This is a genomic window from Phenylobacterium sp., assembly GCF_036501465.1.
In the GTDB taxonomy this organism is placed as follows: Bacteria; Pseudomonadota; Alphaproteobacteria; order Caulobacterales; family Caulobacteraceae; genus Phenylobacterium.
Window position 1 is genome coordinate 26,170 of record NZ_DASYAF010000009.1, and the last position, 20,550, is coordinate 46,719.

16 protein-coding genes are annotated in these 20,550 nt (G+C 69.1%); 5 read left to right on the forward strand and 11 right to left on the reverse strand.

What is annotated here, in order from left to right; all coding sequences use genetic code 11:
- Nucleotides 1-110: 110 nt before the first annotated feature.
- Nucleotides 111-1,340: a TetR/AcrR family transcriptional regulator gene (locus tag VGL85_RS00695; RefSeq protein WP_331584953.1), complete on the forward strand. Its 1,230-nt coding sequence runs from the start codon at nucleotides 111-113 to the stop codon at nucleotides 1,338-1,340.
- Here the strand turns inward: VGL85_RS00695 and VGL85_RS00700 are convergent.
- From VGL85_RS00700 to VGL85_RS00715, 4 genes are all read right to left on the reverse strand, one after another.
- Nucleotides 1,337-2,794 carry an MFS transporter gene (locus VGL85_RS00700; protein WP_331584955.1) on the reverse strand — a complete coding sequence of 486 codons (1,458 nt, stop codon included), beginning with the start codon at nucleotides 2,792-2,794 and terminating at the stop codon, nucleotides 1,337-1,339. The genes VGL85_RS00695 and VGL85_RS00700 overlap by 4 nt on opposite strands.
- A gap of 210 nt (nucleotides 2,795-3,004) precedes the next feature.
- Entirely contained in the window at nucleotides 3,005-5,881 is a 2,877-nt protein-coding gene (locus VGL85_RS00705; RefSeq protein ID WP_331584957.1) for a TonB-dependent receptor, read from the reverse strand.
- Between the two features lie 459 nt (nucleotides 5,882-6,340).
- Complete coding sequence (locus tag VGL85_RS00710; RefSeq protein ID WP_331584959.1) at nucleotides 6,341-9,184, reverse strand: TonB-dependent receptor; 2,844 nt, start codon at nucleotides 9,182-9,184, stop codon at nucleotides 6,341-6,343.
- A 268-nt stretch (nucleotides 9,185-9,452) separates the two neighbouring features.
- On the reverse strand, nucleotides 9,453-10,436 hold the full coding sequence (locus VGL85_RS00715; protein ID WP_331584961.1) for an NAD(P)H-quinone oxidoreductase: 984 nt from the start codon (nucleotides 10,434-10,436) through the stop codon (nucleotides 9,453-9,455).
- Between the two features lie 120 nt (nucleotides 10,437-10,556).
- On the opposite strand from VGL85_RS00715, the gene VGL85_RS00720 reads away from it, so the two are divergent.
- Together VGL85_RS00720 and VGL85_RS00725 are read left to right on the forward strand one after the other, a co-directional pair.
- Nucleotides 10,557-10,763: a DUF1192 domain-containing protein gene (locus VGL85_RS00720; protein WP_331584964.1), complete on the forward strand. Its 207-nt coding sequence runs from the start codon at nucleotides 10,557-10,559 to the stop codon at nucleotides 10,761-10,763.
- A gap of 169 nt (nucleotides 10,764-10,932) precedes the next feature.
- On the forward strand, nucleotides 10,933-11,454 hold the full coding sequence (locus VGL85_RS00725; RefSeq protein WP_331584966.1) for a DUF1465 family protein: 522 nt from the start codon (nucleotides 10,933-10,935) through the stop codon (nucleotides 11,452-11,454).
- Nucleotides 11,455-11,656: 202 nt separating this feature from the next.
- Here VGL85_RS00725 and rpmE read toward each other — a convergent pair whose 3' ends face one another.
- Nucleotides 11,657-11,881, reverse strand: coding sequence for a 50S ribosomal protein L31 (gene rpmE / locus VGL85_RS00730; RefSeq protein ID WP_331584968.1), 225 nt, complete (start codon nucleotides 11,879-11,881; stop codon nucleotides 11,657-11,659).
- A 140-nt stretch (nucleotides 11,882-12,021) separates the two neighbouring features.
- Here rpmE and VGL85_RS00735 point away from each other — a divergent pair, with 140 nt between their 5' ends.
- On the forward strand, nucleotides 12,022-13,878 hold the full coding sequence (locus VGL85_RS00735) for an ABC transporter transmembrane domain-containing protein (RefSeq protein WP_331584970.1): 1,857 nt from the start codon (nucleotides 12,022-12,024) through the stop codon (nucleotides 13,876-13,878).
- On the opposite strand, the gene VGL85_RS00740 is transcribed toward VGL85_RS00735, so the two are convergent.
- The gene (locus VGL85_RS00740; RefSeq protein ID WP_331584972.1) at nucleotides 13,875-14,279 is read right to left on the reverse strand and encodes a cupin domain-containing protein; all 405 of its coding nucleotides are present in this window, start codon (nucleotides 14,277-14,279) and stop codon (nucleotides 13,875-13,877) included. The two genes, VGL85_RS00735 and VGL85_RS00740, sit on opposite strands and share 4 nt — an antisense overlap.
- The gene (locus tag VGL85_RS00745; protein ID WP_331584974.1) at nucleotides 14,276-15,361 is read right to left on the reverse strand and encodes a glycerophosphodiester phosphodiesterase; all 1,086 of its coding nucleotides are present in this window, start codon (nucleotides 15,359-15,361) and stop codon (nucleotides 14,276-14,278) included. Before VGL85_RS00745 ends, VGL85_RS00740 begins: the two co-directional genes overlap by 4 nt.
- Before the next feature lie 192 nt (nucleotides 15,362-15,553).
- On the opposite strand from VGL85_RS00745, the gene VGL85_RS00750 reads away from it, so the two are divergent.
- Nucleotides 15,554-16,339 (forward strand): hypothetical protein, encoded by a 786-nt coding sequence (locus tag VGL85_RS00750; protein ID WP_331584976.1) that lies wholly within the window; start codon nucleotides 15,554-15,556, stop codon nucleotides 16,337-16,339.
- A gap of 19 nt (nucleotides 16,340-16,358) precedes the next feature.
- Here the strand turns inward: VGL85_RS00750 and VGL85_RS00755 are convergent, their stop codons facing one another.
- From VGL85_RS00755 to VGL85_RS00770, 4 genes are all read right to left on the reverse strand, one after another.
- Complete coding sequence (locus VGL85_RS00755) at nucleotides 16,359-17,156, reverse strand: inositol monophosphatase family protein (RefSeq protein WP_331584978.1); 798 nt, start codon at nucleotides 17,154-17,156, stop codon at nucleotides 16,359-16,361.
- Between the two features lie 43 nt (nucleotides 17,157-17,199).
- On the reverse strand, nucleotides 17,200-17,853 hold the full coding sequence (gene thiE / locus VGL85_RS00760) for a thiamine phosphate synthase (RefSeq protein ID WP_331584980.1): 654 nt from the start codon (nucleotides 17,851-17,853) through the stop codon (nucleotides 17,200-17,202).
- Between the two features lie 237 nt (nucleotides 17,854-18,090).
- Nucleotides 18,091-19,116 (reverse strand): cytochrome d ubiquinol oxidase subunit II, encoded by a 1,026-nt coding sequence (gene cydB, locus VGL85_RS00765; RefSeq protein WP_331584982.1) that lies wholly within the window; start codon nucleotides 19,114-19,116, stop codon nucleotides 18,091-18,093.
- Nucleotides 19,113-20,501, reverse strand: a complete 1,389-nt coding sequence (locus VGL85_RS00770) for a cytochrome ubiquinol oxidase subunit I (RefSeq protein WP_331584984.1) — start codon at nucleotides 20,499-20,501, stop codon at nucleotides 19,113-19,115. Before VGL85_RS00770 ends, cydB begins: the two co-directional genes overlap by 4 nt.
- Nucleotides 20,502-20,550 lie beyond the last annotated feature (49 nt).

Below are 20,550 nucleotides of genomic sequence, written 5' to 3' on the forward strand. Positions count from 1 at the left end.
TTCAGGTCGGCCATGCGCTAAGTCGCTGGCGTAGCGCCGATTTCCGTGCCCAAATGCCCGAAAATATCGGGAATGAAACAAGTTCCCGGATAAGGGCTGGGAACAGAAGTATGGCTCAGGCGGCCGTCCAATCCACGGACCGGTTCGAGCGAAAGCGCGAGGCTATCCTCGCCGCTTCGACGGACCTTTTGAACAGCCGTGGCGTCAAGGGGCTGACCCTCGGGGTCGCCGCCTCCGCCGTCGGCCTCTCCACCACCAGCGTCACCTACTATTTCCGGCGCAAGGACGACCTGGCCGCGGCGGTCATGCTGCGCGGGGTCGCGGCCCTGAACGAGATCGTCGGCCAGGCGCTGGCGGAACCCTCGCCGCAAGGGCGGCTGCGCGCCCTGCTTCATCTCTACCTGCAGCGGATGCGCCGCGCGGCGGTGGGCGAGGCGCCGCCCCTGCCGATGCTCTCCGACATCCGCGCGCTGAACCTGCCGCAGCGCGGCGAGGTGATGGGCGCCTTCCTCAAGGTGTTCCGCCGCCTGCGGCAGATCTTTGAGACGCCCGACCTGGCCTGGCTCACCCGCGGGCGACGCACGGCGCGCACCCACATGCTGCTGGAGCAGCTGTTCTGGGCGGCGGCCTGGCTGCCGAAGTACGACCCGGAAGACTACGAGCGGGTCTGCGAGCGGATGGCCGACATCCTGCTGAACGGCCTGGCCGGGCCGGGGGCCGGCTGGGCGCCGCAGCCGCTGCCGATCGTCGAGGCGGCCTCCGGCGGCGGCCGCACCGAGCTGGCGCGCGAGACCTTCCTGATGGCCGCCACCCGGCTGATCAACGCCCGCGGCTATCGCGGCGCCTCCGTCGACATGATCTCGGCCGAGCTCAACGTCACCAAGGGCAGCTTCTACCATCACAACGACGCCAAGGATGACCTGGTGGTGGCCTGTTTCGACCGCACCTTCGAGGTCATGACCCGGGTGCAGCGGCTGGCGCTCAACCTGCCGGGCGACCAGTGGACGCGGATCGCCAGCGCCGCGGCGACGCTCGCGGAATACCAGCTCTCCGAGCACGGACCTTTGCTGCGCTCATCGGCGCTCACCGCCCTGCCGGAGGCGATACGCCGCCAGATGGTGCAGCAGTTCGACAAGGTCAGCGACCGTTTCGGCTCGATGATCTCCGACGGCATCGCCGAGGGCTCGCTCCGGCCGGTCGACCCGTTCCTGGCGGCCCAGATGCTGAACGCCACCATCAACGCCGGCGCCGAGCTCGGCCACTGGGTGCCGGGCGTCAAGCCCAAGGCGGCGCCGGCGGTCTTCGCCCGGCCGCTCCTGATGGGGATCTTCTCCCGCTAGAGCGGCGGCGGCTCGGCCTCGGCGACGGCGGCCATCTCGCGCAGCCGCTCCAGGTTCCGCTCATGGGTCTCGCGGTCGATCTTGTAGAGGGTGAGCACCAGGATCGAGCCGCCGCTCAGCACCGCGACAGTCGGCAGGTAGATCATGGCCAGATGGCGGATGACGTCGGCCGGCACCGTGCCCGGAGCCGCGCCCTTCGGGTAGTGGACGAGCGTCATCAGCACGCTCGCCAGGAAGGCGCCGACGCCGGCGTTCAGCTTCACCACCAGGCCATTGGCGGCGAACACCACCCCTTCCGGGCGCGATCCGGCGCGCACCGCCTGGTCCTCGGCCACGTCGGCGATCATCGAGGAGATGATCACATAGCCCATCAGCACCAGGATGTAGGTCCCGAGCACGCTGGCGAACAGGATCCAGAACACCGCTGGCGACCTGTTGGGCGGCATCAGGCCCAGCAGCGTCAGCGAGACCGGCGTGAGCTGGATCACCAGCGAGGCCGCGAAGAGGGCGATCATCGATCGCTTCTTGCCGAACCGCTGCGAGACGGCCGGTGCTGTGAACACACCCAGGATCGAGGCCACGAGCAGCGCGATGGCCAGCAGGCCGATCAACTGCGGCGTGAGGCCCCAGAGGTCGAGGTAGAAGATGATCGAAAGACTGGAGGTGACGCCGTAGGCGGCGCCGCCCAGCACGCTGGCCAGGAGGACGGTTAGCAGCGAGGGGTTGAGGATCGCGCTGGCCACCTCGCGCAGGGTGTCGCCGAGGCGGATCCGCCGGGCCGGCGGGCTGTGCAGATAGCGAATCCGGCTGTGGGTCGTCGCCGAGGAGATCAGGATACAGACGAAGATCACCACGCTGCACATGGCGCCGAAGTCGGCGTAGCGCGCCTTGTTCATCACCCCCAGCGGATTGGAGGCGTCCTGCTTCAGGTAGACGCTCTGCAGCAGGAACTCCATGGCCGCGGCGGCGAACACCAGGAAGAACCAGCGCCAGGCGAGGAGGCCCGTGCGCTTGTCGTAGTCGGGGGCCAGCTCGGGCGCGAGCGCGTTGGAGGGGATCTCGTAGAACGACAGCGCCAGCCGCACGGCAAGCAGGACGACCACGGAGAATGCGAACAGGGCCGATGGGCTGAGGCCGGCCGGCGCGTGCCAAAGCAGGAAAAACAGCATCGCCGCCGGCGCCGCCGCGGCGTACATGAAGGGATGTCGCCGGCCCAGGCGCGAGCGGAAGTTGTCGCTCCACTGGCCGATCAGGGGGTCCGCCACCGCATCGATGGCCAGGGACGCGAGGAACGCCGTGCCGACCCAGATCGCGGGAATGCCCAGCACCCGGTTGAAGTAGAGCTGCACGACCGAGGCCGACAGCACATAGATCGCGATGCCGAGGGCGATGGAACCGGCGCCGTAGCCGACGCGGCCGACGAGACCGACAGGCGGCGTCCGCGGCGGGCTCACGCTCGGCGGCCTCGCCGGATCTCGCCGCTCTCCATCCTTATCCTCCCACGCCGTTCCCGCGTCCTGGTCATCGACCGTGAGGGAGGCTCACAGAGGCGTCAACGGCATTTACCTTACATCGTAGACAGATTGGCCCGCCGCCGGACGATCCCCCAAAAGCAAAGGGCGCGCCTTGCGGCGCGCCCCCGGCTCTTCGGTCCGAAGGACCGATCAGAACTTGTACTGCAGTTCGATCCCGAAGGTCCGCGGCGGGGTCAGCGGGAAGCTTTGGGTGATGCCGCCAGGCCCGAAGCCGGTGAGGACGCCGGACTGGATCAGGCCAGGCACGCCGCCGTTGGTCGAGGCGGGCGTGGAGGTCGCCCCGGGGGTGATCGCCCCGTTCGCCGCCGCGATGGTCGCCAGCGGGAAGAGGCCCGATTGGCGGCTCGCGCCGGCGCCGCTGTCGTAACCCAGGCGGTTGAAGGCGTTCTTGATGTAGGCGATGGCCGTGAACTTGTCGTTCTTCGACTTCCAGGTGATGCGGGCGTCCACCTGATCCCAGGACGGCGAGGCGTAGTAGTCGCGCTTGAAGATGCCCGAGTACTGCTTGTCGCGCCACAGGTAGTCGACCGAGGGGATGATCGAGCCGATCTCGGTGTCGAAGGTGTAGAGGATGTTGATCGCCACCTTGTTGCGGGTGGCGTTCGGCAGGACGTTGCCCTTCATGTTCTGCGGCCGTTCCACGAAGCCCGTGTTGGTGTCGCAGAGCACGTTGCCGCCCGGCACGGCGGCGTTGGAGCTCGTGCAGGGCACGAGCGCGCCGCCCACCAGCGGCTTGGCGCCGGGCTGCACGGCCAGGGGGTCGGCCGGGTCGATGATGCCCGAGAGCGTCTTGATGCCGGTCGGGTTGAAGGAATAGTCGAACAGGATCCGCAGCTTGTCGATCGGCGCCCAGGTCGCCTCCAGCTCCGCGCCCTCGCTGTAGGACTTGGGCACGTTGAGGAAGATGCTCTGGCTCGCCGCGATCGCGCCGGTGTTGTTGATCACCGTCAACGGGGCCTGCAGGCCCAGGTAGTCATAGTAGAACAGGGCCAGGTCGATCTGCAGGGTGCGGTTGAAGAGGTCCTTCTTGATGCCGACCTCGTAGTCGTTCATGTGCTCCGGGTTGGTCTCGGGGAACTGGCCCCCGAAGGCCACGGCGCCGACCTGGAAGCCGCCTTGCTTGTAGCCGCGGTTGTAGCGGGCATACATCATGGTGCCCGGTTCCGGATCCCATTGCAGGCCGGCCGTGCCGGTCGTCGCCGACCAGGAGCCGTCGTAGGAGCGGTGACCGAAGCCGTCCGGCGTGAAGGTCACGCCGCCGGCGTTGCTTCCCGGGGTCTTCACCACGCCCGACGGCAGGCCGCCGCTGAAGAACACGCCCAGCGGGGTCAGGTCGAGCGGGAAGGAGAACTGGCCGAACAGCTGGGGCGTGCTGCCGCAGAGCACGGTGGCGAAGCAGACGTCGCGGCCGGATTCGGAGCCGAACTCGTGGTCGTGGCTCCAGCGAATGCCGAGCGTCGTCTTCAGGGTGTCGGTGAACTTCCAGTCGATCTGGCCGAAGACCGCGTAGGACTCGTCCTGCATGTCCGGCCGGTCGTCGAAGGTGCGGTTCATGAAGTCCTGCGCCGCGCCGATCTGCACCGCCGAGCCAGGATTCAGTTGCGGCTGCTGCGGCTCGGTCTGGAACACCGGCTGGATGATGTGCTCACGATAGTAGTAGAGGCCGGCCAGCCACTGGAACGGGCCATTGCCAGTCGAGGTCAGGTTGAACTCGTGGCTGTAGTTCAGGAAGTCTTCCTGGTAGGTCTGGATGTTCTCCGGGAACACCGTCAGGCCGGCGCAGCTGCCCGGCGCCACGAAGGCGTTCGATAGCGGGCAGGGCTGGGTCGAGGTGTTCAGGGCCAGCAGCGGGTCGACCGCGCCCGGATTGATCGTGAACGAGCTGATCGAGCCGCCGCCGTTATCGGTCTGCAGGGTGTAGTGGTACTTGCTGCCGCCGCCGATGTACTTCAGGTCGGCGCCGTCCATGTGATAGGTGCCCTGGAAGGTGATGACATAGGTGTCATCCAGGGAGACCGACTGGGCGTAGTTCGACGCGAAGTCGCGCGGGTTGCGGCTGGCCGGGTTCACGCAGCCGAGCGGCGAGGTGTTCACCACATTGCTGACCACGCCGCCGGGCGCGCAGGCGAAGCCGGCGCTGGGCGACAGCGCCGCAAACTCACCGAAGTTGAAGGGCGCGGTCGAATAGCCGTTGCGGGCGCCGGGGCCGCCGCCGCCGTTGTTCCAGCCGATCAGTTCGGCCTTGCCCCAGAAATCGAACTTGTCGGAGACCTTGCCCTGCAACTGACCTTCCAGTTCCCACTGGTCGATCACATTGCCTTCCGAAGGCATGCCGGGGACGATGTTGGTGAAGTAGCCGTCGCGCTGCTTCTCCCAGCTGCCGACCAGACGGAACTGCAGGTCCGGCGCCAGCGGGCCGGAGACCGCCGCTTCCAGGCGGTTGTAGCCGTAGTTCCCGATCACGCCGCGGATTTCGGCGTAGGGGTCTTCCGTCGGGCGCTTGGAGATCACGTTGATCGCGCCGCCGATGGAGTTCCGGCCGTAGAGGGTGCCCTGCGGGCCCCGCAGCACTTCCACCCGGTCGGTGTAGATTGGCGTCTTGCCGGCCGGCACCGTGGACGAGCTGAACACGCCGTCGTCGTAGAGGGCCACGGCGTTGGCGATGGGGTGGGAGTTGGTCAGACGGCCGACGCCGCGGATCGAGTTGCGGTCGTTGCCCGAGGAATAGTTCAGGCCCGGCGTGAAGTTGGTCAGGTCCTGGATGGAGTTGATGCCCACCAGGTCGCGGGTCTGCGAGCTGAACGCCGTGATGGCGACCGGCACGTCCTGCAGGCTCTGGCTGCGCTTTTCGGCGGTGACCACCAGCTCTTCGATGGTGTTGCCGGCCCCGGCGGCCGCGGCTGCGGCGGCGTTGGTGGCGGACTTGACCTGCGCGTGGGCCGACGAGCCCAGGGCAGCGGCGATCAGCAGGGCGCTGGATGCCAGAAGGCGAGCCTTGTGTTGCAACTTATCCTCCCCAATGGCCGGTTAGGCCCTTGATAAATCTAAATGAATTTTCGGCGACGACAGGTCCGCGGGCCAGGGCCGCGGGCGCTTTGGATTTGGTTCAGTCTTGCGGGATGGACGTCTGGGTGGCGCGCACAGCTCCACGCACGGCATGACGGGTTGACGCCCGCACGCCCGGCCTGGAAGCCGCCCCTTGCCCCCATTCAGTCCTCCCTGCCGCGCCATTTGGGCGGCTCAGTCAGGTGTTCCGAGGCGAGAACCAGGGTCACCCGATCATGTTCTGCGGTGAAACTGCGGGAGGCCTACGGCAGCGTCAACGGTTTTTGGCCCTTTCGGGGCCGCAATATTCCAAAGGTTGGCATGGCGGCCACATATCCGCCTTCATGCATTTACGCCCTAAACGCAGAAGGCGCGCCCTTTCGGACGCGCCTTCCGGCCTCGGATCGGGCGAGAGCCCTCCTAGAAGCGGTACTGGAATTCCACGCCGAAGGTGCGCGGCGGGGTCAGCGGATAGGTGACGTCGAGGCCGTTGAACGACGCGTTGCGCTGCACGGCGTTGAAGGTGCCGGGCAGGTTCCCGGGCAGGCCCCGGGTCATGCCCAGCGCCGCGATCGTCGAGGCCGAGTAGATCCCGGTGAGGCGGGTCGCAGACGCGCCGCCGTCGTAGCCAAGCTGGTCGAACACGTTCTTCACGTAGCCGATGATCGAGTAGCGGTTGTCCTTGTCCTTCCAGGTCAGGCGCAGGTCCGTCTGATCCCAGGAGGGGGATTCGTTGTACGACCGCTGGAAGATCGTCGAGTACTGCTTGTCGCGCCAGATGTAGCTGGCCTCCGGGGTCAGGGTGCCCCCCTCGAACTCGATCGCATAGGTGACGGCCAGGGCCACCTTGTTGCGCGCGTTCTGCGGCATGGCGTTGCCGCTGAGGTCCTGCGCGCGCTGCACCAGGCCGGTGTTCACGTCGCAGAGCGGCGTGGACGCGCTGGCGCAGGCGGTCAACGCGGTGAGCGGCTTGGCGCCCGCCGCCTGGGCCTCGGGGTCGTTGGGGTCCACGATCCCGGTCAGCTTGGTGATCTTGGCGTCGTCGAAGGAGTAGTTGAACAGGATGTTCAGGTGCTCGATCGGCGCCCAGTTGGTCTCCAGCTCCACGCCCTGGCTCACCGCGCGCGGGATGTTCAGGTACTCGCTCTGGCTGACCGCCAGGCCGCCCGACTGGGACACCACCGACAGCGGCGCCTGGTAGCCGCGCAGGTCTTCGTAGAACAGCGCCAGGTCGACCTGCAGGGTGCGGTTGAAGAAGTCCTTCTTCAGGCCGATCTCGTAGTCGTTGTCGAACTCGGGCTGGGTCTCGGGGAATTCGCCGAGCGTGCTGGTCACGCCGACGTTGAAGCCGCCCATCAGGTAGCCGCGGCTGTAGCGGGCGTACATCATGGTGCCGGGCGACGGATCCCACTGCAGGCCGGCGGTGCCGGTCCAGGCGTCCCAGGTGGCGTCGTAGTTGCGGTGCGCGAAGCCGTCGGGCGTGAAGGTGACGCCGCCCGGCTTGCCGTTCGCCACCACGCCGGCCGGCGCGGGCGCGCCCTGCGTCGGGCCCCAGACGACGAAGGACGTCACGTCCACCGGCGGGGTGAAGGATCCGAGCAGTTCCGGCGCCGAGCCGTTCAGGCAGGCGGCGGCGGCGTAGCAGATCACCCGCACCGCTTCCGAACCGGTCTCCTGGTCGTGATTGTAGCGCGCGCCCAGGGTCAGCTTCAGGGTGTCGGTGAACTTCCAGTCGATCTGGCCGAAGGCGGCGTAGGATTCGACCTTGGTCTCCGGACGGTCGTCATAGAGCCGGCGCTGGAAGTCGCCGCTCACCGGGCCGGTGATGGCCGGGACGGCCGGCGTGATCACTCCGTCGAGGGCGGCCTGGCCCGGGTTGGTGGTGAACACCGGCTGGGCGACATCCTGCTTGTAGTAGTAGAGGCCGCCGATCCACTGGAACGGCCCGTTGCCGGTCGAGGCGAAGTCGATCTCGTCGCTGAAGTTGCGGTAGCTCTCCTGATAGGTCGAGAACTGCAGCGGCGAGACGGTGATCGGGGTGCAGGCGCCCGGCGCCACCAGGTTGGTCGCCGCGCAGGGCTGCGCCGCCACCGGGGCGGCCGGGTTGAACGGCGCGATCGGGACCTGGAACGAGGTGATCGCCCCGCCGAGCGTCGAGGTGTTATCGGAGTCCAGCGTGTAGTGGTAGTTCAGCAGCCCGCCCATGAACTTCACGTCGAAGCTGTCGAAGTGATAGGTCAGGTTCGCCGAAATTCCGTAGGTGTCGTCCAGCGACACCGTCTGGGCGAAGTTGGTGGCGAACTTGCGCGGATCGCTGTTGGCCGGGTTCACGCAGCCCATCGGGTTGGCGTTGACCAGGTTGGCCACCACGCCGCCGGGCGCGCAGCCGAAGCCGGCGTTGATGTTCTGGCTCCCGCCGTTGAACTCGGCGAGGTTGATCTGGCCGGTGGTGTACTGGGCCCGCGCCCCGGGGCCGCCGGCGCCGTTGTTCCAGCCGGTGATGTAGCCCTTGATCCAGCCGTCCATGTGGTCGCCGAACTTCGCCTGAAGCTGGCCTTCGATGTAGTACTGGTCGATCACATTGCCTTCTGACGGCATGCCCGGGACCACGTTGGTGAAGTAGCCGTCGCGCTGCTTCTCCCAGCTGCCGGCTAGGCGGAACTGCAGGTCGGGAGCCAGCGGGCCCGAAACCGCGGCTTCCAGCCGGCTGTAGCCATAGTTGCCCAGGGTGGCCCGGATTTCCGCGTACGGATCCTCCGTCGGCTTCTTGGAGATGACGTTGATCGCCCCGCCCAGCGAGTTGCGGCCATAGAGGGTGCCCTGCGGGCCCCGCAGCACTTCCACCCGGTCGGTGAAGATCGGCGCCTTGCCCGCGGTCACCGTCGAGGTGGTGAATATCCCGTCGTCATAGACCGCCACCGGGATCGACAGCGCCTGGGCATTGGACAGGCGGGCTACGCCGCGCAGCGAGTTGCGGTCGTTGGCGCTGGTGTACTCCAGGCCCGGGGTGAAGTTGGTCATGTCCTGGATCGACGTGATGCCCAGCAGGTCGCGCTTCTCCGAGGTGAAGGCCGAGATGGCCACCGGCACGTCCTGCAGGTTCTGGCTGCGCTTTTCGGCGGTGACCACCAGCTCTTCGATGGTGGCGCCGCCCGCGGCGGCCGCCACGGCGGGCTTGGCCGCGGTCTGGGCATGGACGGATGTGCTGAGCGCGGCGGCGAGCAAAGCGGCGCCGGACGCCAGAAGGCGAACCTTGGTGTTCAATTGAACCTCCCCAACGACCCTTGGCGGGCGTGAATGGACTTGAAAAACGAGAGACCTGTTTTTCTTTCCCACTGGCTCAGCCGTACGGGGGCGTCAACACCGGATCGCCTATTTTACAACCTATTTTCGAAAACACGGTTTGGTCAAAACCACGGTTATTTATGTCTTTATTCGGGCATTTTCAAAATTCCAGTGTGCCAGAAGGAATAAAGAACCGGGTTCGACTGAAACCCAGGGTGGCGACACGGCGCCGTCAGGAGGGACGCCCTCAGGCGGGGTCGGCGACCAGGATGATCTTGCCCACGTGGGCGCCGCCCTCCAGGTGGGCGTGGGCCTTGGCGGCCTCGCTCAGCGGGAAGGTCGCGTCGACCTGGGGGGCCACCTTGCCGGCGGCGATCCAGGGCCAGACCACGGCCTCGACCGCCGCGGCCAGGCGCGCCTTCTCGTCGGCGGGGCGTGGACGCAGCGTCGAGCCGGTGACCACCGCGCGCTTCTGCATGATCCGCAAGATCGGCAGGGTGACCTCTGCGCCGCCAAGGCTGGCGATAAAGACGATCCGCCCGGCGGTGTTCAGGGCGTCGAGGTCCTTGGCGAAATAGTCGCCGCCGACCATGTCGAGCACGACGTCGGCGCCGCCCTCGCGCTTGGCGACCTCGGCGAAGTCCTCGGTCTTGGCGTCCACCGCCACATCGGCGCCCAGCTTGCGCGCGGTCTCGGCCTTGTCGGCGCCGCGGGCGGTGGCGATCACCTTGGCGCCGTGCGCCTTGGCCATCTGGATCGCCGTGGTGCCGATGCCGGACGTGGCCCCGTGCGCCAGCAGGGTCTCGCCGGGTTTCAGCGCCCCGTGCTCGAAGACGTTGGCGTAGACCGTGAACACCGTCTCCGGCAGGCCCGCGGCCTGGACGAAATCCAGCCCCGGCGGGATCGGCAGGGCGTGGCGCGCGTCGCAGACGGCGTATTCCGCATAGCCGCCGCCGCCCAGCAGGGCGCAGACCTTGTCACCGGCCTTCCAGCGCCCGGCCCCGATCACCACCTCGCCCGCCACCTCCAGGCCCATGGTGTCCGGCGCCCCGGGCGGCGGCGGATAGCCGCCCAGCCGCTGCAGGATGTCCGGCCGGTTGACGCCGGCGGCGCGCACCTTGATCAGGATCTGGCCGTCCTTCGGCTCCGGACGGGGGATCCGCACCGGCTTCAGCGCTTCGGCGGGGCCCTTGCCCCCCTCGACGGCGATGGCGGTCATCATCTCGGTCATGGGCGAAGCTCCAGGGCGCATGAGGCGGCGGAAAGGGGCGTAGGCCCCCAAAACTTGCGCTTTGGCGGCGTGCGCGGTCAGATAGCGCCCTATCGGGGAACCGGAAAGGGAGGCCCCTTCATGGAAGAGCCTGCTGAAGTCCGCATCGGCCGCGGGCAGCGCCTGATCGAAGCGACCCGCGAGGACCTGGAGCTGTTCGGCTTCGCCGAGCTGGAAGAGCGAATCGAGATCCTGCGCTCGGAGATCGCCCGCTGCCAGGCCCAGATCGACCGCAAGCAAGCCGGCCGCGCCGCCGCCGACGCCCTGTTCGGGGCCCGGCAAAGCTGAGGGCCGTGCTGAGGCGGGACGGCCCCGGCCTAAAATGGTCCAGATTTCGGGGCTTGCTTGGCGGCTGTGGCGAATTGGCCCGGATGCGGGCGCGGTTGGGGCTGGCATGGGCGTTGCACGGAGGGTTTTCCGCGACGCCGCGTCGAGCTGAGTGTAGGTTGAGCATCCGATGAGCGACTTGAAAGCCCCGTCCCAATCCGTGGCGAATCCCTGGCGCGCCGAGGTGATCCGCGACTTCGCCCGTTCGGAGCTGTTCCAGCGCACCTTCCAGGAAGGCATGGACCTCGTGGAGGAAACCGCGACCTATCTGGACGGCGCGGGCCGCCAGGCCTCCAAGCTGTTGTCGCGCAGCGCGGCGCTGGCCTATGCGGCCGAGAGCATGCGGCTGACCACGCGGCTGATGCAGGTGGCCTCGTGGCTCCTGGTCCAGCGCGCCGTGCGCGAGGGCGACATGCCCCCCGACGCCGCCTGCGAGGACCGCTATCGCCTGGCCGCCGCCGAGGTCTGCCGCAATTCCGGCGAGGCCGAGGGCCTGCCCAGCGAACTCAACACCCTGCTGGACCGCTCCGAGCGGCTCTATGAGCGGGTCCGCCACCTCGACCGGCGCATGTATGTCGAGGACGAGGTGGTCGAGGCGCCGCATTCGGTGCTCTCGCAACTCGACCGGCTGAAGAGCGCCTTCGGCAGCTGAGCCTTTCCTCCTCTCCCCGGAGCGCAGCGACAGAGGGAGAGGATCGAGGAGAGGGTGATAGCGGCGCCGGCCCTCTCCCCACCCTCTCCCTCTCGCTTCGCGGGGGAGAGGAAGAATCCCGGACATTGCAAAACGCCGCGGAGATCGCTCCCCGCGGCGTTTTGATTTGGGATAGCGCGTTCGCCGGCTGACCGGCGCCAGTCTACTTGCGGGTGAAGCCGCCGAACTTGGCGTTGAAGCGCGACACGCGCCCGCCGCGGTCCATCATCTGGTGGCCGCCGCCGGTCCACGCCGGATGGGTCTTCGGGTCGATGTCGAGGTTCAGGGTGGCGCCTTCCTTCCCGTAGGTGGAACGGGTCTGGTAGGTCGTGCCGTCCGTCATCACCACGGTGATGAAGTGATAGTCCGGATGGGTGTCTTGTTTCATCGGGTCAGCGCCTGACATAAGGAAGCGGCGGAAGGTCGAAGGCCGCTCGTGAAGGGCCAGCCTCGAAGGAAGCGCGGCGTATAGAGAAACGTCGTCCGAAATGCAAGGTGTGAGCGTCCCAAATTGCCAGGCCAGGGTTTATGAGTGAATCGGCTTCGGACGCGCCGGCGGAAGGCCGGCCGACCACGGGACAGGCGCTCGCCCAGAACCTCGCCGAAGCCGCCCAGCGCCGGGGCAAGAGCCGCAACATCCGTGCGCTCGGCCACCTGATCCCGTTCGTCGCCGGTCACCGGCTGGATGCGGCGGCGGCCGGCGTCTTCCTGGTCACCGCGGCGGCCACCAGCCTGGGGCTCACCGGCGGCGCGCGCCTGGTGATGGATCACCTGACCGGCCCGGCCGCCGTGGCTCAGACCGGGCGCGGCGTCGCGCCCTACTTCTGGCTGCTGGGCGCCATCGCGCTGGCCTTGGCGCTGTCCTCGGCGCTCCGCTACTACTTCGTCACCAAGCTGGGCGAGCGGATCGTCGCCGACCTCAGGAAGGCGGTCTACGCCCACATCCTGACGCTGGACCCCGCCTTCTTCCTGATGACCCGCACCGGCGAGGTGCTGTCCAGGCTCACCACCGACATCCAGATCGTCGAGAACCTGCTCACCACCTCGATCTCGGTGGCGCTGCGCAACACCCTGATGATGGCCGGCGGCCTGGTCCTGATGGTGATCGTCAGCCCCAGGCTCACCCTGCTGGTGCTGGTCACCCTGCCGGTGGTGATCGCGCCGCTGTTCCTGTTCGGCCGCCGGGTTCGGGCGCTGACCGCCTCGACCCAGGACCAATTCGCCGCCGCCGTCGGCACGGCCGGCGAGACCCTGGACGCGCTCGAGATCGTCCAGGCCTTCGGGCGCGAAGCCTCCGCGGCCGGGCGGTTCGGCCAGGCGGTGGAGACCTCGTTCTCCACCTCGCTGCGACGCATGCGGGCCCGGGCGATGATGACGGCGGCGGTGATCACCCTGATCTTCGGCGGGGTGGTTTGGATCTTCTGGCTGGGAGTCGCCGCGGCTCTGAACCACGAGATGACCTGGGGCGTCCTGCTGCAGTTCGTGATCCTGGCGGTGATGACCGCCAGCGCCATGGGCGCGCTGGGCGAAACCTGGGGCGACGTGCAGAAGGCGGCCGGCGCCATGGAGCGGGTCTCCGAGCTGCTGGCCGCCCGGCCCGGCATCGCCGCGCCCAGCCATCCGATCGTCCTGCCCGAACCGGCCCGCGGCGAAGTGCGGCTGGAGAACGTCACCTTCGCCTACCCCGGCCGCCCGGACCTGCCGGCGGTGAAGGGCCTGACCCTGAGCGTGAAGCCCGGCGAGCGGGTCGCCCTGGTCGGCCCGTCCGGCGCGGGCAAGAGCACGGTCTTCCGCCTGCTGCTGCGCTTCTACGATCCGCAGGCCGGCCGGGTGCTGGTGGACGGGATCGACATCCGCGACGCCGCGCCGGCCGAGGTGCGCGCCCGAATGGCGCTCGTCGCCCAGGACAGCCCGCTGTTCTCCGGCTCGGCCCTGGACAATGTGCGCTTCGGCCGCGAGGACGCGAGCCGCCAGGACATCGACGCCGCCGTGCGCGCCGCCCAGGCCGAGGGCTTCCTGGCCGCCCTGCCCGAAGGGATCGACACCCCGGTCGGCGAGCGCGCCCGCAGCCTCTCCGGCGGCCAGCGCCAGCGCCTGGCCATCGCCCGCGCGCTGGTCCGCCACGCGCCGATCCTGCTGCTCGACGAAGCCACCAGCGCGCTCGACGCCGAGAACGAACGGGCCGTGCAGAAGGCGCTCGACGAGGCCATGGTCGGCCACACCACCCTGGTCATCGCCCACCGCCTGGCCACCGTGCTGAAGGCCGACCGCATCGTGGTCCTGGACGAGGGCCGCGTGGTCGAGGAAGGCACCCACCACGAGCTGGTGGCCAAGAACGGCCTCTACGCCCGGCTGGCGGCCCTGCAGTTCGGCGAGGCGGCCTAGGGGATCGGTTCCGGCGGGAGCATGACGTTCAGCGTCTTGTCCGCCGCGCCGGCCAGGGAGGCGCAGAGCAGGCGGGCCGGCGCCGTGGCTGAGGCGTTCTTGAAATAGTGGATGGTGACGCCGGGCGGCTCGTAGGTGGTCGTACCCGTGGCCGCCAGGCGCTCGGGCGCATCGCCGATCTTCGTCTTGAACGCGCCCTCAGCGATGAAGCAGATCACCGGCACGGTGTGCTTGTGGGTCGGCATCGCCTGGCCCGGCGCGAAGTCCACCCGCGTGGTCTCGACGCGGTCGACGGTCTTGCCGGGCGTCACCGGGATCACCGCCAGCGGCTGGCGGGTGGGCGCTTGGGCCTGCGCCGCGCTCGCCAGGCCGAGCAGCGCCAGGATGAGCAGCCGCCTCATCCACGCACCTTGGCCCAGAGGCCCGGGAAGTCGCTGAACAGGCCGTCGATCCCCGAGGCGAGCAGGGCCCGGTAGACCGCGTCCACGTCGCCGTGGGCGGCCGGGTCGGTCCCGTTGCGCAGCTTGGGCGGCAGGAAGAAATTCTCCGCCCGCACCGTCCAGGGATGCACCGCCAGGCCCGCGGCGTGGGCGTCCTTCACCAGGGCCGTCGCCGGGCCCAGGCCGCCGTCCACCGTCGGGATCACCATCGACCAGTCCGGCCCCACGCCGTGGGCGTACTGGGCGATGGCTTGCATGCCGCTGGCGGAGACCATCTCCTTATAGGGCGTCTTCTGGTCGGTCGGCGCGCCCTGCGGCGAAACCAGCTGGATGCGCTGGCACTTCACCAGGGTCTTCATGGTCTTCAGCGGCAGGACGTCGAAGCACTGGATGAAGACCGGCGCGGTCTCGCTGTCGAGGTTGTTCTTCTTCAGGATGTCGGCCAGCCGGCCTTCCATCCGAAGGCCCAGCGCCTCGAAATGGCTGGCGTGCTTCAGCTCGGGATAGGTGCCGATCGGCCGCTTCAGCCGCGCGCTCTCGGCCTTCGCCAGGTCGATCACCTCCTGGTAGGTCGGGACCTGTTCGCGGCCATCATAGGCGGCGCTGCCGGGCCGCAGCTTGGGCAGCCGCTCGCGGCAGCGGATCGACTTCAGCTCCGCCAGGGTGAAGTCCTCGGTGAACCAGCCGGTCACCTGCGTCCCCTGCACCGACTTGGTGGTCTTGCGCGCGGCGAACTCCGGCCGCTGGGCGACGTCGGTGGTCTGGGAGATCTCGTTCTCGTGGCGCACCACCAGGTGGCCGTCCTTGGTCACCTCCAGGTCCGGCTCGATGAAGTCGGCGCCCTCGGCGATCGCCTGGCGGAAGGCCAGCAGCGTCGATTCCGGCCGCTCCCCGCTCGCGCCCCGGTGGGCGATGACCAGCGGCGTCTTCCGAAAACCCATCGATGGCGGCATGGCCCAGGCTCGCGAGGGTATGGCGGGCAGGGCGGATGCGGCGGCCGCGGCGGCGGCCGAGACCCCGAAGGTCCGGCGGGTGATGTCCATGAGCCCTCCCCTAGCTAGGCCTCATGACAGTGCGGCGTCGGCGAGCCGTCGGTCAACGCATCCTTGGCCGCCGGTCGTCCCGGGTCTGCCGATTGTCGAGCGGACTCGACCGCTGGCAGCGGGGCGCGGGTCCGCTGCGGTGGTCCCGCGCAACATGGTTCTCTGCGTTCGGGACGGGCGAGGGAGGTCTGTGTGGCCAAGCCGATTGTGAGGATCCTGCCGGCGGCTTGCCTGGCGGCCTGCCTGACGACGGGCGTGGCGTGGGCGGCGGAAAGCCCGTTCATCGGCGCGTGGAAGCTCAATCCTTCGAAGACCCGGCTGCCCGACGAGATGAAGGTGCGGCGCGCGGGCGACAAATACGCCTTCGACTTCGGCGGGGCCGTCGAGACGGTCTCGGCGGATGGGACCTTCCAGCCGGGCTACGGCACGACCCTGTTGTCGGTGAAGGCCGAGGCGCCCGACACCTGGATCGTCCAGCGCGAGGACGGCGGCCGGCTGCAGCTCAAGGCGACCTGGAAACTCTCGAAAGACGGCCGCACGCTCACCGACTACTTCCGCCAAATGGACGCGGAAGGTCCGGGGCTCAGCATGGACTATGTCTACCGGCGCGTGGGCGCGGGATCGGGCATCGTCGGGGACTGGCAGAGCATCAAGGAGACGATGAACTCGCCCTATTCGATGCAGGTGACGGCGTTCAAGGGCGACGGCCTCACCTTCACGACGCCCTCCCAGCACGTGACGAGGAATCTGGAATTCGACGGCAAGGATCACCCCAAGGCGGGGCCGGGCGGGGCCCAGGGCGCCACCACCGCGGCCCGGTGGGTGGGCGCGCGCAACCTGGTGATCACCGACAAGGCCGCCGGCAAGGTGTCGGTCGTCCAGGAGGTCGGGCTCTCGGCCGACCGCAAGACCTTGACGATGACGGTGCGCATCCCCGGCCGCGCCAAGCCGAATGTGATGGTGTTCGACCGGACCTAGCCGGACCGGCGCGGAAGGGCTACTTCGCCGCCGCCTTCAGCCGCTCCAGCAGCAGCGGGTGGATGTCCAGGTTGCCGGCGCAGATCGAACCCTTGGTCAGCACCTCCTCGCCGCCCTCGGCGTCGGTGACCCGGCCGCCGGCCTCGGCGACCAGCAGCACGCCCGCGGCCACGTCCCAGGCGTTCAGGTCGCGCTCCCAGAAGCCGTCGAAGCGGCCGGCCGCCACCCAGGCCAGGTCCAGGGCCGCGGCGCCGAAGCGGCGCACGCCCGCCACCCGCTGGGTGATCTGGTGCAGCTCCTTCAGGAAGGTCGCGTGCTGGCCGTGACCCATGAACGGGATGCCGGTGGCCAGCACCGCCTCGTCCAGCCGGGTGCGGGCGGCGACCCGTAGGCGCTTGTCGTTGACGAAGGCGCCCTTGCCCTTCTCGGCCCAGAAGGTCTCGTTGGTGACCGGGTTGTGGGTCAGGGCGGCCACCACCGTCCCCTCGCGCTCGAGCGCGATGTTGATCGCGAAGTGCGGGATGGCGTGCAGGAAGTTGGTGGTGCCGTCCAGTGGGTCGACGATCCAGGTGTGGGTCTTGTCGGTGCCCTCGATCATCCCGCGCTCTTCGCCCAGGAAGCTGTAGCCGGGCCGCGCCTTGGCCAGCGCCTCGAACAGGGTCTGCTCGGCCTTCAGGTCGGCGGCGGAGACGAAGTCGGCCGGCGCCTTCTTGGCCACCTGCAGTTCGGCCAGCTCGCCGAAGTCGCGGTTCAGGCCACGCGCCGCCTTGCGCGCGGCGTCGCTCATGACCTTCAGGAGGGCGGATTGGGTGCTCACGGTGTGAAAGATCTCGGTGGGGCGTCTTCAGCGGGCGCGGAACCTAGTCCCCACGCTCGCCCACGCCAAGCGCCATCTCGGCGTTGAAGGCCGCGACCGCCGCGGCCGGGCCGTCGGCGTGGCTCCAGACGCCCGCCGAGACCGCCAGGAAGTCGGCGCCGGCGCGGGCCAGCTCCCGGGCCGTCGCGACCGTGATCCCGCCGATGGCCACGCAGGGGACGACCATGTCCGCCTGCCAGCCGCTCAGCAGCTCCGGGTCGGCGCGGGTGGAAGCGTCCTTGGTGGTCGTCGGGAAGAAGGCGCCGAAGGCGACATAGTCCGCGCCGCCCTCGGCCGCCTCCATGGCCAGGTGCAGGCTGTCGTGACAGGTGACGCCGATCATCGCCTCTTTGCCCATGATCCGCCGCGCTTCGCTGAGCGGCGCATCGTCCTGGCCCACATGGACGCCGTCGCAGCCCAGCCGCGCGGCCAGGTCGGGCCGGTCGTTGAGGATCACGGCCGCGCCGCGCGCCTGGGCGATGGGCATGAGCACGTCGACCGCGGCGGCAACCACCGCGTCGGGCTGGTCCTTCAGTCGGATCTGCAGCGCCGCCACGTCGCCGGCGTCCAGCGCGCCCGCCAGCACACGCCCGAACCCCGCCAGGTCGTCCAGGCGCGGCGGGGTGATCAGGTAGAGGCGGCAGGGCGGCTCGGCCATGGGCCCTTCATACACACCGGCCGTCCCGGCGAAAGCCGGGACCCAAGCCGAGGCGGATCTTTGTCCCGGGCCTCGCATGGATCCCCCCCTCCGCCGGGACGCCCGGATTATCGGAGGAGGGCTCGGAGACCGTAAGCGACCGTGGCCGTGATGGTCATGGCCCCCAGCGCGATCCCGAAGAACCAGGCCAGCCGCTTCCACAGCGGTCCGCGCGGCGCACCCGGCTCCGGCGGGCCTTCAATGATAGCCCGCATCGCCGCTCACCTTGCCGCGGAAGATCCAGTAGACCCACAGGCTGTAGCCGATGATCGCCGGCAGCAGGATCGCGCCGCCCGCCAGCAGCAGCCCCAGCGCATTGTCGGCGTTGGCCGCCTGGCGGAAGGTCAGGCCATAGGGGACGATGTCCGGGAAGAAGCCCGCCGCCAGGCCGAGATAGCCGGAGAAGAACACCACAAGCGTCCCCAGGAACGGCCAGGCGTGCGCGCCGCGCCTCAGGCCGGTCGCCACGATCGCCACGCCCAGCACGCCCACCAGCGGGATCGGCGCCAGGCGCGCCAGCCGGGCGAGGTCGAAGCCGTGGCCAGTCCAGCCCCAGCGCGCCGCCACCTGCCCGTGGACGAAGAGGGTGGCGAGGCTGACCGCCGCCAGCAGCAGGCCGGTGGCGAAGAGCGCCTTCCAGGCCCAGCGCCGCGCGCGGCCGTGCAACTCGTCCTGCGTGCGCCAGATCAGCCAGGTCGCGCCCAGCAGGGCGTAGCCGCAGACCAGGCCCACGGCGACCAGCAGGCTGTAGGGCGTCAGCCAGTCGAACACGCCGCCGGCGAACTGGCCGCCCTTCACCGTTACGCCCTGGATGAAGCCGCCCAGCACCAGGCCCTGCGCCAGGGTGGCGGCAGTTGAGCCGCCGGCGAAGGCTGCGGTCCACGCCCGTTTGCCCCGCCGCCGCCCGCGCAGCCGGAACTCGAAGGCCACGCCGCGCAGGATCAGCGCCAGCAGCATCAGCACCACCGGGACGTAGAGCGCCGGCATGACCACTGCGTAGGCGACCGGGAAGGCCGCGAACAGCCCGCCGCCGCCCAGCACCAGCCAGGTCTCGTTGCCGTCCCAGATCGGGGCGACGGTATCCATCATGGTGTCGCGCTCGGCCGGCGAGCCGGCGAACGGGAACAGGATGCCGACGCCCAGGTCGAAGCCGTCCAGCATCACGTACATCAGCACTGCCAGAGCCAGGATCGCGGCCCAGATCAGCGGCAGGTCGAGGCTCATCGGTCTTCCTCCGGAGCGGCGGCCAGCGCATAGCCGGGTGGCCGCACGGCGATCGGCGGCGGCTGGGCGGCGCCCGCCGCCGGCCCCTCGGCCATCAGCCGGAAGATGTAGAGCACGCCGGCCGTGAAGATGGTCGCGTAGACCACCATGAAGGCCAGCAGCGAGGCCGAGACCTCGCCCTGGGTCACCGGCGAGACGGCCTCGGCGGTGCGCAACAGGCCGTAGACCACATAGGGCTGGCGGCCGACCTCGGCCACGGTCCAGCCGGCGATCACCGCCACGAAGCCGGCCGGGCCCATGGCCACCGCGCCGCGCAGGAACCACCGGTTCCGCGCCAGCGCCCCGCGCCAGGCCAGCACCGCGCCCCAGGCGCCCAGGCCGATCATCGCCACGCCCAGGCCGACCATCACCCGGAACGCCCAGAACACCACGGCCACCGGCGGGCGGTCCTGTGGCGCGAAGGCCTTCAGCCCCGTCACCTTGGCGTCGACGGAGCCGGCGGTGATCAGGCTGCCGAGCTTGGGAACGGAGATCTCCCAGCGGTTGGCCGCGACGCTGCGATCCGGCCAGGCGACGATATGGAAGGCCTGGCCGGGCTTGGTGTCCCAGAAGGCCTCGATGGCGCCGAGCTTGGCCGGCTGGACGCGCAGCACCTGCTTGCCCGAGGCGTCGCCGACCACGAGCTGCAGCGGGGCGACGATAGCGAACATGCCGATGGCCATCTTCAGCGCCAGCTCGCTCTCGGCCTCGCCGGGCGCTTTCAGCAACCGGAACGCCGAGGCCGCGCCGACCGCCAGCGCGGTGGTCAGATAGGCCGCCAGCACCATGTGCGCGAGGCGAAGCGGGAAGGTCGGCGAGAAGATCACCGCGCCCCAGTCGGCGGCCCGCAGCGAGCCGTCGGCCAGGCGCACATAGCCGCTCGGGTCCTGCATCCAGCTGTTGGCCGAGATGATCCAGAAGGCCGAGGTGAGCGTGCCCGCCGCCACCAGGCTCGTGGCCGCGAAATGCAGCCTGGGGCCCACCTTCTTCCAGCCGAACAGCATCACGCCCAGGAAGCTGGATTCCAGGAAGAAGGCGGTCAGCACCTCGAAGGCCAGCAGCGGCCCGATCACCGGCGAGGCCTTGGCGGCGTAGACGCTCCAGTTGGTGCCGATCTCGTAGGAGATCACCACGCCGGTCACCACGCCCATGCCGAAGGAGATGGCGAACACCTTGGTCCAGAACAGGTAGAGGGTCTTGAAGGCCTCGCGCCGGGTCGCCAGCCACAGGCCCTCCAGCACCGCCAGGAAACTCGCCAGCCCGATCGAGAAGCTGGGGAAGATGATGTGGAAGGCGATGGTGAAGGCGAACTGCAGGCGTGACAGCAGCAGCGCATCGAAATGCATGGCCGGTCCCTCGCCGCGCAGACCCCGCACGGCCTTTGTGACTAGAACG